13 protein-coding genes are annotated in these 13,656 nt (G+C 73.7%); 3 read left to right on the forward strand and 10 right to left on the reverse strand.

All coding sequences use genetic code 11. The features are described 5' to 3' along the window. The first annotated feature begins 24 nt into the window (after positions 1-24). Complete coding sequence (locus ACF09J_RS04695; RefSeq protein WP_392303912.1) at positions 25-1,710, forward strand: glycoside hydrolase family 13 protein; 1,686 nt, start codon at positions 25-27, stop codon at positions 1,708-1,710. 20 nt (positions 1,711-1,730) lie between these two features. Here the strand turns inward: ACF09J_RS04695 and ACF09J_RS04700 are convergent, their stop codons facing one another. Next, positions 1,731-2,447 carry a DUF4142 domain-containing protein gene (locus ACF09J_RS04700; RefSeq protein ID WP_392304169.1) on the reverse strand — a complete coding sequence of 239 codons (717 nt, stop codon included), beginning with the start codon at positions 2,445-2,447 and terminating at the stop codon, positions 1,731-1,733. A gap of 286 nt (positions 2,448-2,733) precedes the next feature. Between ACF09J_RS04700 and ACF09J_RS04705 the strand changes: the two genes are divergently transcribed. Together ACF09J_RS04705 and ACF09J_RS04710 are read left to right on the forward strand one after the other, a co-directional pair. Next, positions 2,734-3,417 carry a DUF6445 family protein gene (locus ACF09J_RS04705; RefSeq protein ID WP_392303913.1) on the forward strand — a complete coding sequence of 228 codons (684 nt, stop codon included), beginning with the start codon at positions 2,734-2,736 and terminating at the stop codon, positions 3,415-3,417. Between the two features lie 104 nt (positions 3,418-3,521). Beyond that, entirely contained in the window at positions 3,522-4,406 is an 885-nt protein-coding gene (locus ACF09J_RS04710) for an NAD(P)-dependent oxidoreductase (protein WP_392303914.1), read from the forward strand. Here the strand turns inward: ACF09J_RS04710 and ACF09J_RS04715 are convergent. From ACF09J_RS04715 to ACF09J_RS04755, 9 genes are all read right to left on the reverse strand, one after another. After that, positions 4,403-5,083 carry a hypothetical protein gene (locus ACF09J_RS04715; RefSeq protein ID WP_392303915.1) on the reverse strand — a complete coding sequence of 227 codons (681 nt, stop codon included), beginning with the start codon at positions 5,081-5,083 and terminating at the stop codon, positions 4,403-4,405. The two genes, ACF09J_RS04710 and ACF09J_RS04715, sit on opposite strands and share 4 nt — an antisense overlap. A 393-nt stretch (positions 5,084-5,476) precedes the next feature. Beyond that, entirely contained in the window at positions 5,477-5,842 is a 366-nt protein-coding gene (locus ACF09J_RS04720) for a hypothetical protein (RefSeq protein WP_392303916.1), read from the reverse strand. A 37-nt stretch (positions 5,843-5,879) separates the two neighbouring features. Continuing rightward, entirely contained in the window at positions 5,880-6,710 is an 831-nt protein-coding gene (locus ACF09J_RS04725) for a hypothetical protein (protein ID WP_392303917.1), read from the reverse strand. Positions 6,711-7,001: 291 nt separating this feature from the next. Continuing rightward, positions 7,002-7,823, reverse strand: a complete 822-nt coding sequence (locus tag ACF09J_RS04730; protein ID WP_392303918.1) for a rod shape-determining protein — start codon at positions 7,821-7,823, stop codon at positions 7,002-7,004. Between the two features lie 52 nt (positions 7,824-7,875). Next, entirely contained in the window at positions 7,876-8,208 is a 333-nt protein-coding gene (locus tag ACF09J_RS04735; RefSeq protein WP_392303919.1) for a TraR/DksA family transcriptional regulator, read from the reverse strand. A 168-nt stretch (positions 8,209-8,376) separates the two neighbouring features. Then, positions 8,377-10,716 carry a protein translocase subunit SecD gene (gene secD, locus ACF09J_RS04740; protein WP_392303920.1) on the reverse strand — a complete coding sequence of 780 codons (2,340 nt, stop codon included), beginning with the start codon at positions 10,714-10,716 and terminating at the stop codon, positions 8,377-8,379. Positions 10,717-10,806: 90 nt separating this feature from the next. Next, entirely contained in the window at positions 10,807-11,013 is a 207-nt protein-coding gene (locus ACF09J_RS04745) for a hypothetical protein (protein WP_392303921.1), read from the reverse strand. Positions 11,014-11,848: 835 nt separating this feature from the next. Beyond that, positions 11,849-12,508: a response regulator transcription factor gene (locus ACF09J_RS04750; RefSeq protein ID WP_141359772.1), complete on the reverse strand. Its 660-nt coding sequence runs from the start codon at positions 12,506-12,508 to the stop codon at positions 11,849-11,851. A gap of 2 nt (positions 12,509-12,510) precedes the next feature. After that, positions 12,511-13,467, reverse strand: coding sequence for a HAMP domain-containing sensor histidine kinase (locus tag ACF09J_RS04755; RefSeq protein ID WP_392304170.1), 957 nt, complete (start codon positions 13,465-13,467; stop codon positions 12,511-12,513). Between the last annotated feature and the right edge of the window lie 189 nt (positions 13,468-13,656).

Consider the following 13,656-nt stretch of genomic DNA (forward strand, 5'->3'; position numbering starts at 1 on the left):
CGTACGCACCGAAGAGGAGACCGCGTGACCGACCCCGCCACCACGCACGACTCCCCGCAGGACACCGCCTCCGACCTGTCGTCCAGGAACCCGGACTGGTGGCGGCAGGCCGTCGTCCACCAGGTCTATCCCCGCAGCTTCGCCGACTCCGACGGCGACGGACTCGGCGACCTCCGCGGTGTCACGGCACGGCTGCCGCACCTGGCCGCCCTCGGCGTGGACGCCGTGTGGCTCAGCCCCTTCTACCCCTCCGAGCTGGCCGACGGCGGCTACGACGTCGCCGACCACCGCGACGTCGACCCGCGCCTGGGCACCCTGGACGACTTCGCCGCCCTGACCGCCGAGGCGCACCGCCTGGGCCTGAAGGTGATCGTCGACCTCGTCCCCAACCACACCTCCCACCGGCACCCCTGGTTCCGGGAGGCGCTGCGGTCCGGCCCCAGATCCCCGGCCCGCGCCCGCTACGTGTTCCGCGACGGCCGCGGCGCGCACGGCGAACTCCCGCCCACCGACTGGCCGTCCGTCTTCGGCGGCAGCGCCTGGCGGCGGGTGCCGGACGGGCAGTGGTACCTGCATCTGTTCGCGCCCGAACAGCCGGACCTGAACTGGGGCAACGAGGAGGTGCGCGCCGACTTCCGCGCCACGCTGCGGTTCTGGGCCGACCGCGGCGTGGACGGCTTCCGCGTCGACGTGGCGCACGCGCTGGCGAAGGACCTCGACGAGCCGCTGCGGGACGTCGGGGACATCGGCGCCACCGGCGAGGGAGCGCTGCTGCTCGTGCCGCCCGGCAGCCATCCGTACTACGACCGGGACGAAGTGCACGAGATCTACCGCGACTGGCGGCGGATCCTCGACTCCTACTCCCCGCCGCGCACGGCGGTCGCCGAGGCCTGGGTGCCGGGCGCCCGGCGGGCGCTGTACGCCCGGCCGGACGAACTGGGCCAGGCCTTCAACTTCGAGTACCTGCAAGCCGGCTGGGACGCCGGGCAACTGCGGCAGGTCATCACCGACTCCCTGGCCACGGCGCGGGCCGCGGGCGCGTCGGCCACCTGGGTGCTGTCCAACCACGACGTCGTACGGCACGCCTCGCGCCTGATGCTCCCGCCCGGCACCGACGAGAACGCCTGGCTGCTGTCCGGCGGCCGCGCCCCGGCCGTCGACGAGGCCGCGGGGCTGCGCCGCGCCCGCGCGGCGACGCTGCTGATGCTGGCGCTGCCCGGCTCGGCCTACCTCTACCAGGGCGAGGAGCTGGGCCTGCCGGAGGTGGCGGACCTGCCCGCCGAGGTCCTCCAGGACCCGGTGTGGGAGCAGACCGGCCACGCCCGCAAGGGGCGCGACGGCTGCCGGGTGCCGCTGCCGTGGACGAGCACCGGACGGTCGTACGGCTTCGGCCCGGGCGCCGCCTGGCTGCCGCAGCCGCCGGGCTTCGCCGCGTACGCCGTCGACGCGCAGGACGGAGTGGAGGGCTCGACCCTTGAGCTGTACCGCTCGGCGCTGCGGCTTCGCCGCAAGCTGCTGGAGGGCGAGACGCTGACCTGGGTGGAGGACGGCCCGGCCGGGGTGCTGGCGTTCGCCCGTTCCGGGGGCCGGCGGTGCGTCACCAACCTGTCGGACCGGGCCGTTCCGCTGCCGCCGGGGGAGGTGCTGCTGAGCAGTTCACCGCTGACGGGGCGCCGGCTGGACCCGGACACCACCGTGTGGCTCGCGTAGGCCCGCGCGCGGGTTCCGGCTCAGCCCGCCGCCGGACTGGGGCTCGGGTCGCCGGGCAGCACCAGCGGGCTCGACGTGGCGTTCGGCGGCGGGGTGAGCACGACCTCGGGCTGCCCGCCGGAGGGGGGCGGCGGGGTCAGGTCCGAGTTGGGCAGCTTGGGCGGGGTCGTCTGCATGAAGAGCACCTGGTCGAAGTTGACCAGGCCGGTCTCCTCCATGACCGTGATGTGGTCGAGGACGGTGGCGTTGGCCTGGTTGGCGAGCTCGCGGACCAGGCTGTTCTTGGTGGTGGAGCGGATCTTCGCGATGGTGTTGAAGATCGAGCCGTGTGTCACCCGCAGGATGTTGGCCATGTCGGAGTCGAACTGCTTGCCGTTGTCCGCGGCGAGCTGGGTGACGAAGCCCTGCTGCTGGGGGCTGGCCACGTTCGGCAGCGTGATGTTGAGCATGGGCGCGATCCTGCGGCAGCTGACGTCCAGCGCCGCGTGTCCGTCGATCAGGTGCTCGCCCGCCCTGACCACCTCCTTGGTGGTCCCCTTCTTCACCGCCATCTCGCCGACGGGGTACTCCCACAGCCCGGCCGCGCGCACCTTGACCACGAAGTCCCGGTCGCTCTCCGTCAGCGGCCCCCACTGGGTCTGGGCGATGATCCGGGAGCCGTCGCTGGAGACCTTCTCAAGGCCCAGCATGCTCGGATAGGCGAGCGCGACCAGGGTCAGGCTGAGCGCCCCGCCCACGAAAAGAGTTCCCGTCGCGTTCCGCGAAAAGCGCACCGTGCCTCCTGCCCGGTCGTGGTCCCGCCGTGGGCGGTTCGAACACCCAGATGTACGGGGCCGGAAGCCCGAAGAACCTTTTGATTCGGTAAAAAATATCGAACACGAGGTGAGGCTGCTCACGCGGATGGGCAGTTGGGCCCCCTTCGCCGATCGCCGTGGCCAAGTTCCCTGCCCTTGATCAAGGTTGACGAAATGTTGACCGGCCGTGGGGAGAGGCCTGGGGAGGGTCCGCCCTACATTCGGCCGCATGCCCCCACAGCCCCGCGGTGTGCCCGCCGCGCTCACCGTCCTGCCCTACCGCAAGCCCACCAAGGGCCGTGACTACTGGGTGCTGGACGACGTCCTGCCCGACGCGGACGCCGTACGGCAGCGCTGCCTGGCCGCGGACGACTGGGTGAAGGGCTACCCGTACACCTCCCAGACCTGGCCCGGACTGCGGACCATGCCCGGTCTTGAGCCCTCCGAACTCGCCCGCGTCGAAAGGCTGGTGAGGAAGGCGACCGGGGCGAAGGAGCTGTGGGTGCAGCAGGCGCCGGGCGGCGGCACCCTCAACCACAACTGCGTCCAGGTGGTGGGCGAGGGCGAGAGCGAGCCGAGGCCGCACACCGACTCGCGGGCGCTGTGCCGGTACGCCGCCGTCCTCTACCTCAACCCCTCGGTGCCCAAGGACTGCGGGACCGGCTTCTACCGGCAGCGTCTGCCCGGCGGCCGGCTCGGCGGCAACGTCGTGCAGCCCCCGCACCAGAACCTGGTCGAGGCCCTCGGCACGCGGTTCGTCGCGCCGGACGCCTTCGAGGAGGACGTCCGCGTGCCGCACAAGGCCAACCGGCTGCTCCTCTACCACGCCAACCTCGTGCACAGCGCGACCGGCTACTGCGGCCGGAGCATGGAGGACAAGCGCATGACGGCGGTCTTCTTCTGGATGGCCTGACCCCGGCGGTGTCGCGCTGGTCCGGGGCGGTGCCCGGAAGCGAACGACCGGGTACGGGTACCCGCACCTGCGACACCCACCGCATCGACCACGAGGAGGACGACATGACCGACACCCGTACCGTGGGCGTCCTGGGCACCGGGATCATGGGCTCCGCGATGGCCCGCAACCTCGTGAAGGCCGGGCACACCGTCCGGGTGTGGAACCGCACCCGGGCCAAGGCCGAGCCGCTGGCCGCCGACGGCGCGCACGTCGCCGGCACCCCTGCCGAGGCGGTGCGCGACGCCGACGTGGTCCTGACGATGCTCTACGACGGCGGCACGGTGCTCCAGGTCATGCGCGAGGCCGCCCCCGCGCTGGGCCGGGGCACGGTCTGGGCGCAGTCGACCACGGTCGGCCTGGAGTCAGCCGGTGAGCTGGCCGCCCTCGCCCGCGAGCACGGACTGGTCCTCTACGACGCCCCGGTGCTCGGCACCCGGCAGCCCGCCGAGGCGGGCCGGCTGACCGTGCTGGCGGCGGGTCCCGCCGAGGGCCGGGAGACGGTGACGCCGGTGTTCGAGGCGGTCGGCTCCCGCACGGTGTGGACCGGCGAGGACGCCGCGGCGGCCACCGCCACCCGGCTGAAGCTGGTGGCCAACAGCTGGGTCGTCGCGGCCACCGCGGCGACCGGGGAGGCGCTCGCCCTGGCCAAGGGGCTCGGCGTGGACCCCCAGGGCTTCTTCGACCTCATCGTCGACGGCCCGCTCGACATGGGCTACCTGCACGCCAAGGCCGATCTCATCCTCAACGACGCGTATCTGCCCCCGAGCTTCGCGGTGGCCACCGCGGAGAAGGACGCCCGGCTGATCGTCGAGGCGGGCGAGGCCCACGGCGTCCGTCTCGACGTGGCCGCCGCGAGCGCCGAACGCTTCGCCCGCGCCGCCGCGCGCGGCCATGCCGACGAGGACATGGCCGCGGCGTACTTCGCCAGCTTCGACGAGCGGCACTAGCCCAGGCAGATCACCAGCAGGCAGAGGTGGGACGGCGAGGTGCGCGTGTCCGTGGGGCTCGTCTGCGGGGCCTGCGGGGCCTGCTGGGCGGTGCCGTCGGACGCGGTGGACCCGGGAGCCGTCCGCTGGGTCGCCGTCGAGGAGGACTGGGAGGCCGACTGGCTCGACTGGTCCGCCGGAACCGACTGGGTCGACCGGTCGGCGGCGGAGGAGTCTCCGGCGGCCGGTGCCGTGTCGTCGGGCTGCGGGGCGGTCAGTACCGTCCGGGCCGGCGCTTCGGGCACGTCGGAGGGTGCCGACGGAGCGGTCTGCGCCGTACGGGAGACGATGGCGTCCGGGTGCACGTCCTGCGGCGTGGCACTGCGCGGCACCGACCGCTGGTGCGGGGCGCCCGCGGCGGGAGACGTCTGCCCGGAGTCGGAGGGGGTCGCGGCCGGGTCGCCGGGCTGCGCCGGCCGGCTGTCTCCCACGGTGCCCGTGTGCGGGACCTCCGGTGCCTGCGCCGCCTGCGTGCGGTCGGTGGACTGCCGGTCCATCGAGGCGACGGTCAGACCTCCCCCGACGAGGGCGACGGCGGTGGCCACCAGGGCCCTGCGCTGGGTCTTCTTCCACCGGGCCAGTTGACGGCGCCGCGCCGCCCGCCCGGGCCGCTGCCGCGGTGACGGAGCGTCCGTCACGTCGGCGGGAACGTCGCCAAGGACATCGCCGGGGCCGCCGACGGGTGGGAGGCCCGGGGCGGAGCCCGCGGCCCCCCTCGCCGCGAGGCCGGCTCCGGGAGCCGTCGCGGGAACGGCCGCGATGTCGGCCGCGGTGCCGGTCGGTGAACCGGCCGCGGTGTCGGTCGTGAGGGGCGCGGTGACATCCGGTGCTATGTCCGGTGCGTACGCACCGCAACCGGGGCACACCAGGGCGCCGTTGAGGTGCCTACGGCACGTGGAGCAGTAGTCCATCCGGTCTTCCTGACTAGGCCTGCCGAGCGGCCAGTCACGCTAACAAGGCTCGCGGTGGACTGTGTGCAGCCTGTGTGACGCTCCTGCGCGGATTCCCGGCACCGGGACCCGGCCGGCCCGTCAGGCCAGGTCGGTCAGCTCGTCCGCGTACACCTGCGACAGGGGCTGCGGCCCCACGTACTGCTGGCAGTTGCACTGCCCCGGTTCGAAGCGCAGCGGCTTCTTGTTCTCGTCCCAGGCCGTCGGCACCTCGACACGCTCGTGGCACCGGCCGCTCTTGTCGTGCTTGGCCAGATGGTGGGTGCACCCGCACACCGGCTCCGGCGGCTTGTGCGCCGCCTCGACGGCCAGCCGCTCGGCCTTCGCCGCCTCCATCAGTTCGAGCTTGCGCTCGTGCCGGTTGCGCAGCGCGGTGCGGATGTTGTCGCCGAGCCAGGCGAAACCACCGGTCCAGAAGATGATCAGCACCCACCAGATCCAGCCCATCGGCCCTCACCCTTCCCCCGTGGAGTCCCTCGTGATTTTAGGAGGAATCCCGGACATTCGCGCCCGGCAGGACCGGGTGGCGTCGCGGACGCGGCGGCCGGTGCGGACGCGGGCCTGCCGGGGCGGCCGCCGGGGCGGCCGAAGGCGCCGGGGAGCGCCGCCACCGGGCCAGTGCGGCCGCCCGGCCCGGCAGCCGTCCCGGGCCGCGGCCGTGGAAGAGCGCGAGGACGATCGCCGCGGCCACCGCGATCAGGTGTTCGCGGCCGGCGAGGTTGGGCTTGACCACCGACTCCACCACCATCGAGCCGCCGGTCAGGAAGAACACGACCGGGGCGCGCCGCACCACGGACAGATAGGTGAACAGGCCCACCACCGCGGCGGACGGCCCGGTGTCGAGAACCCGCCCCGCCTCGGGCGGCAGCCCCAGGCCCCACCAGCCCGGCCCGAGCGCGATCATCACCCGCACGGTGAGCGTGCCGGCCAGGGTGGTCGCGTACGAGATGAACAGCGTCCGGCCCCGGCCCAGGGTGAGTTCGGCCAGCGCGAAGGCGAGGAAGAGCTGGGTGATCCCCGCCCACACCGGCAGGTCGAGCGCCGGGACGTACAGCGACACCGGGGTGCGCAGCAGGGCCAGCCACAGCGGCAGGTCGGCCTGGACACCGCCGGCGATCCGTACCACCGCCTCCCCGGCCGGCCGCTGCGCCACCGCGTGGAAGAAGATGACGCCGAAGGCCGCTACGAAGGCCAGCACCAGCCCGGACAGCCCCCGGTGCGCCAACCGCCGTACGGGGTCGACGACGATGCCGTGCCACTCGCCGCGCAGCGTCCGCACGGTGAACCGTGCGCACCGGGCGGCCACATCACGCACCCGCACCGGTCCGCCGTCCGGGGTCCCGCTGCCCGTCCGTCCGGTGTCCGTCCGTCCGGTGTCCGCCCGTTCGTTCCGCCGTCCGGGGTCCCGCCGCTCGCGCTGCGCCGATCCCCCCGGACTCCCCGGTAGCTCCGGTCTCCCCGGTCGCTCCGGACGTCCTGTCCGTTCCCTCGTGTCCCTCACATCGCTGTGCTGCTGCACCGCCGTTCGGCTCCTTAGCAGTTCCCCCACCCCGTGCGCACAACCGTATGGACCGTAATCCAGGCCGCCGCGTTGCCACAGACGGCCTCACAGCGGCGGCAGGGGCCTCGGCGGGCTCAGCGCGGGATGGCGCAGGACCGAGTGCAGGGCTTCGACGGCGCCGCGCACCGCCGCGGTCTGCGGCTTCGGCACCGCCCGGACGTGGCTGCGCAGTCGGGCGGAGAGCCGGAAGGCGAACTCGGGGCGCAGGGCGCCGCCGCCGGTGAGCAGGGGGCCCCGGTCGAGAGCGTCCACGAGCGCGGGCCGTGGATCGTCCCGCAGCAGCCCCGTGACCAGTGCGGCGACGGTGGTGACCAGTTCGCCGAGGGCGCCGGCGCGCACGTCGTCGGTGCCCGCGGTGGCCCGGCGGGCGGCGGCCACCCGGCCGTCGGTGAGCAGGGCCACCTCGCTGAGCTGCGCGCCGACGTCGATGACGAGCAGCACTCCGGACAGGTCGGCGCCCGCGCCCAGGGCGGCGGCCCGGACGCCGTCGAGGGTCAGGACGGCCCGCGGCCGCAGGACCCGGAGGACGCCGACGGCGGTGGCGTGGGTCCGCGGACCGCTCAGGACCGGGGTGGTCAGGACGACGACGGGCCGTGCGTCGTGCGGTACGCGGTCGGCCAGCAGCCGGGAGACGAGCCGGGTTGCACCGGCCGGGTCGACGATGGTCCCGCGCCGGACGGGCCGCGCCGCGGTGGAGCCCCGGTGGGTGACGGTGGGCACGTCGACGATGCCGCCGAGGCCCTCCGTCCAGACCCGGGTCCGGGCACTGCCCAGGTCGAGGGCGACGCCCGAACCGTGCACGCGGACCGGGCCTTCGGGCCCGCGGCCCCCCGGGGCGGCGGTCGCCGTGCTGTCGCCGAGGATCACCGGTCGGCCTCCTTCGCCTCGGGCAGTGGACGCGGGCGCGGGGGGAGGGGGATCAGCCGGCGCGTTGCTGGCAGGGCACGCAGCAGCGCGCGTACGGCAGGATCTCCAGGCGCTCCACCGGGATGGGCTTGGCGCAGTCCTCGCAGTTCCCGTAGGAGCCGCCGTCCAGCCGCGCGAAGGCGGCCTCGATGTCCTTCAGCGCTTGCTTCAGGGCGTTCTTCTGCGCGCTCAGGAGGTCGTCGGCCTCCTGACCGCTGTCCTCGGTCTCCTGGACGGCCCGGAGTTGGGCGAGGCGGGAGTTGCGCTCGTGTTCGAGGCGCTGCCGGGCATCGTGCGCGCTCAGGCGCTCGGCCGCGGAGGCACTGCTGGTGGTCTCCCACGACATCGGCGATACGGTCCCTTCTGGCAAAAGAGCCGGTGACGAGGGGGGCCGCGGTGACGTACGGCCCCCCTCCTGACCCTCCAGCGTGGCCGCGTGAAGACGAAGCGGCCATCGGTCGCAGTACCCATTTCCGGTGGGCGGCGGGGTGCACCGCCGCCCACCGGCCGGACCTCAGACCCGCGCCGCCGGTGCGCTGCGCCGGGCCGGCCTGCCGCCGCCCGAGCCGCCGCCCCCACCGCGGCGCCGGCTGCCGCGCTCGTGGCGGTGCAGCTCGATGGCGAGCGGGGAGGCGGTGAACACCGAGGAGTAGGTGCCGACCACGAGCCCGATGAGGAGGGCGAGCGCGAAGTCGGTCAGTGAGTCCCCGCCGAAGACCGTCAGGGAGACCAGGATCAGCAACGCGCCCATGCCCGTGTTGATCGTGCGGGGCAGCGTCTGCAGGATCCCCTGGTTGGTGATCTGCTCCAGCGGTGTCCTGCGGTCGCGTCCGAGCAGTTCCCTGATGCGGTCGAACAGGACCACCGAGTCGTTGACGGAGTAGCCGATGACGGTGAGCAGGGACGCCAGGAACACGCCGTCGATGGGCTTGCCGAGCCAGGCGAAGACGCCGACGAGGATGACGACGTCGTGCGCGAGCGCGGCGACCGCCGCGGTGCCGAACAGCCAGCGGAAGCGGGCCGCGAGGTACAGCAGCTGGGCCCCGAGGGCGACGCCGAGGGCGATGAGCGCGTTGCGCCGCAGCTCCTCGCCCAGGCTCGGGCCGATCAGCTCGTCACGGACCTTCTCGGTCTTGCCCCCGAGTTCGCCGATGGTCCCGGTGACCTTGGCGGCCTCGGCGTCGGTCAGGTCCTCGGTGCGCACGGTCAGGCCGTTGTCGTTGGACGACTGCACGAGCGCGCCGGGGAAGCCCGCGTCGGCGAGGGCGGTGCGGGCGCGGTCGGGGTTCACGGGGGTCGTGGTGGTGTACTCGATCAGGCGGCCGCCGGTGAACTCCAGGCCGAAGTTCAGGCCCCGGGCCGCGATGCCCGAGCCGGCGAGCACCAGCAGGACCGCGGAGACGGCCAGCCAGCGACGCGGGTGGCTCATCAGGTCCGGGTTGCGGCGCATGACCAGATCGCGGACCCGGCCGGTGGTCGCCAGGCCGGTGAGCAGGTGGCGGCGGCGCACCCAGGCGCGGTCCACGGCGAACTCGGCGAGCACCCGGGTGATGACCAGCGCGCTGATCATGGACGCGCCGACACCGATGGCGAGGGTGACGGCGAAGCCGCGCACCGGCCCGGTGGACAGGAAGAACAGCAGTCCGGCCGCGATCAGCGTGGTGATGTTGGAGTCGGCGATCGCGCTGAAGGCGTTGCGGAATCCGGCGGTGAGGGCCGAACGCGGGCTCGGCCGGTGCATACCGGCGTACTCCTCACGCGCGCGTTCGAAGACGAGCACGTTGGCGTCCACGGCCATGCCGATCGCCAGGACGAAACCGGCCAGGCCCGGCAGGGTCAGGGTGGCGCCGAGGGCGGCCAGGGCGGCGTAGGAGATCGCTCCGTAGCAGAGCAGGGCCACGGCCGCGAGGAAGCCCGTGAGGCGGTAGACGGTGACGATGAACAGGATCGTCAGGGCGGTGCCGATCACCGCGGCCCAGGCGGTGGCCTTGATGGCGCCGGCGCCGAGGGTGGGGCCGATGGTGTGCTGCTCGACCGTCTCGACCGGTACGGGCAGGGCGCCGCCGTTGATGAGCAGTGCCAGTTCGCGGGCCTCGGCGTCGTCGAAGGAGCCGGTGATCTGCGTGGAGCCGTCCGCGATGCCCGTGCCGCAGGCGACGGACGGGGCGACCTGCGGGGAGGAGATGATCCGGTCGTCGAGCACGATGGCGACCCGGCGCGCGGGGTCGCCGACCTGGCGGCAGGCGGCCTCACTGGTCAGTTTGGCCCACGCGGACCGGCCCGCCTTGTCGAAGTCGACGGTGACGGTCCAGCCGGCGCCCGTCTCCTGCTCGAAGCGTGCCTGGGCGCCCTTGACGTCCTTGCCGGTCATGGCGCTGTCCTGAAGGCGCAGCTTCTGCCCCGACTCGTCGGGCAGCACGAGCTCCTTCGACGCCTCGGGCTTCTTCGGGGCCTCGGGCTTCTTCGACTCGGCGGCGTCCTCGGTGCCGTCGGCGACGCCGACCACCGGGTGGAACGTCAGCTGGGCGGTACGGCCGAGCACGTCGGCCGCCTTCTTCGGGTCCTGCACGCCGGGCAGCTCGACGATGATCCGGTTGCTGCCGGAGCGGACGAGGGTCGGTTCGGCGACGCCGAGCGCGTCGACCCGGCCGCGCAGTACCTCCAGGGCGCGGTCGGTGGCCTCGCGGTCGGCCTTGGTGGTCGCGGTGGAGCGGGTCTCCAGGACGATCTGGGTGCCGCCGCGCAGGTCGAGTCCGAGGCGGACGGGGACAGTGGCGGTGACGTACACGGACAGGGCGATCACGGCGAGGGCGAACAGCGCTCTCACCCGGGATGTGCGTTTTGTGCGTTTCATGCGTGTCTTGGGGGTCAACGGAGGCCTCCGGCAGGCACGCCGCGACTGCGGCCGACGCGGTCACGGCGGTCGAGGGGCGAACGGGGGACGTCAGATGCCGAAGGCCCGCGGCGGCGCCCGGCCGCCGTCCTGCACCACGTGCACCGTGCGCGCGGCCACGGTCACCGGGACCGGACGCGTCCGCCCGGGTACGGGAAGGGGGACGTCCGTGACGTCCTCGGTGGTGGCGAACTGCCCGTGCGCGAAGGGCCGGTCCCCGTGGAACTCCTGCCGGGTCCCGTCCTGCGCGGAGCACACGACGGTGCACCCCTGCCCGGCATACGGGGCATCCAGCGGCCCCCCACCGGATCCGCGGCCACCGGCACCGGCGCCGCCGTTCCCGGGAGCGGAGCCGGGCACCGGCCCGGACTGATCCCCGGGAGCTACGGCATCTCCGGGCGCGGAGGCGCCTACGGGCGCCGTTGGTGCTGCGGGCGCGGGTGCGTTTCCGGGCCCTGCGGGTGCTCCGGCCGCGCCAGGCCCTGTGGGCGCTGCGGGGTCTCCGGGCGCGGGGGCGCCTCCGCGTTCTCCGGGCGGCGTTGGTGCTGCGGACGCGGCGGACGCCTCGGGTTCGCCTGGCGCGCCAAGTGCCGCGGGCGCTGCGGGTGCCCGGGGCGCTCCGCGTGTTCCCGGCGCCGCGGGCGCTGTGGGTGCCTCGAGCCAGCCAGGTTCGCCTGGCCTTCCAGGTGCTGCGGCTTCACCAGGCCCTGCGGGCGTTGCGGGCGCTGCAGGTTCGCCCAGCGCTCCGAGTGCTTCCGGCGCCGCGGGTGCTGCGGGGTCTCCAGGTGTTCCAGGCGCCAGGCGGGCCACGGGTGACGCGGCTGTTCCCGGGCCCGTGGGTGCCAGGTCCACGGGGGAGGTCGTCGCCGTGGTGGCGGGCAGTGGTGGGGGGCTGCCGGTGGTGAAGACCGTCAGGAGGGTGAGCAGGGCGGCCGTCAGGAAGGCCAGGGCACGGGAGGTGGGGGCGGTGCTCGGCGCCGGGTGCATCCACCGTCCCCTTTCGTGTGGCACTCGTGGTCGGACGCGGGTGTCGTACCCGGGGTCCCGGCCGGGGAGTGGACAGCCGGGACCCCAGGTGGTCGTGGGCGGGCGGTCAGGGTTCGATCAGACCGGCCCGGATGGCGTAGCGGGTGAGCTCCAGGCGGTCGCGCAGCCCGAGCTTCTGGAGCAGGTTGGCGCGGTGCCGCTGGACCGTCTTGATGCTGATGAAGAGGATCTCGCCGATCTCCTTCGAGGAGTGCCCCTCCGCGACCAGCTTCAGGACCTCCTCCTCGCGGGGCGTGAGGACCTGGTCCGGCGTCTCCTCGCCGTGGCGGACCCGGTCGAGGTAGTTGCGGATGAGCGCGGTCACCGCGCCCGGGTACAGGAACGGCTCGTCCCGCATCGCCGCCCGGCACGCGGCGACGAGGTCCTGGTCGGCGACGGACTTCAGCACGTACCCGCTGGCTCCGGCCTTGAGCGCCTGGAAGAAGTACTGCTCGTTGTCGTGCATGGTGAGCATCAGGATGCGCAGGTCCGGCTTGAGCGCGACCAGTTCGCGGGTGGCCTGGAGCCCGGTCAGCCGGGGCATCGCGATGTCCAGCACGGCCAGGTCGATGTCGTGGGTGCGGGCCATCTCGATGGCCTCCGCACCGTCACCGGCCTCGGCGACCACCTCGAGGTCCGGCTCCTGGTCGAGGATGAGCCGCACCCCCCGCCGTACCAGCGCGTGGTCGTCGGCGAGCAGGATGCGGATCGTGGTCGGGTCGGACATGATCAGGTCTGCTTCCTGGGGACGACGGGCGCGGTGAGCCGGACCTCGGTTCCGGCCGCGGGGGCGGGTGCGATGTCGAGGCCGGCCCCGATGAGCAGGGCCCGCTCGCGCATACCGCGTATGCCGGCGCCCTCGCACGCGGCCTTGATGCCGCGGCCGTCGTCGGTGATGGCCAGCACCACGGCGTCGTCGGTGCGCCGCAGGCTGACCTCGATCCGTTCGGCGTCCGCGTGCCGGGCCACGTTGGTCAGGCTCTCCTGGGCGACACGGTAGAGGACCAGCTCGGTCTCCGGCTCCAGGGCGGGCAGGTCGGTGTCGAAGCGCCGTACCACCTGGAGCCCGGTGTGGGTGGCGAAGTCGTGGGTCAGCGAGGTCAGCGCGGCGACCAGACCGAGGTCGTCCAGGACGCCGGGCCGCAGCCGGCGCACCAGCCGGCGGACCTCGTCCAGGCTCGACCGGGTGATCTCCTGCGCCTGGTGCAGCTCGTCGCGCAGCGGCGGGGCCGCCTCGTCCGCGGCCCGCTTGAGCGCGAGCAGGATCGCGGTCATGCTCTGGCCCACCTCGTCGTGCAGCTCCTGCGCGATACGGCGCCGCTCGGCCTCCTGGGCGAGCAGCACCCGGGCGCTGCTCGTGGCCCGCTCGTTCTCCAGCCGGTCGAGCATGGCGTTGAACGTGCGGATCAGCTCCGCGACCTCGCCGCCGCCCTGCTCGGGCAGCCGCTGGCCGGGGCGCAGCAGGTCCACGGTGGTCATCAGCTTCGTCACCCGGTCCAGCGGGGCCAGTCCCCAGCGCAGCAGGGCGGCGTTGGCGACCAGCATGACGGCCAGGCCGCCCACCAGGATGACGGCCTCGGTCAGCACGACCGGCACCGAGACGGTCACCGGGGCCCACAGCAGCAGCGCGGTGGCCGAGCCGAGCACCACGGCGTTGAGCCCGAAGATCCGCCAGAACAGGGACACCAGGGTCACGCCTCCTTCCGTGATGCGGTCTGCCTCTACTGTCGGGCATCGCGCATCCCGGACGAGCCGCGGCCCCTGGTCCCGACCGGGCCTGCCGCCAGTCTGCCGTCCGCCGGCCGCCGGGATCGATGGGGCTCGGTCCCCATTTCGCCGGGTGCGGCCTACCCATGGACGGGTCGAGTGGATCCC

Source organism: Streptomyces sp. NPDC014889, assembly GCF_043081205.1.
Lineage (GTDB): Bacteria > Actinomycetota > Actinomycetes > Streptomycetales > Streptomycetaceae > Streptomyces.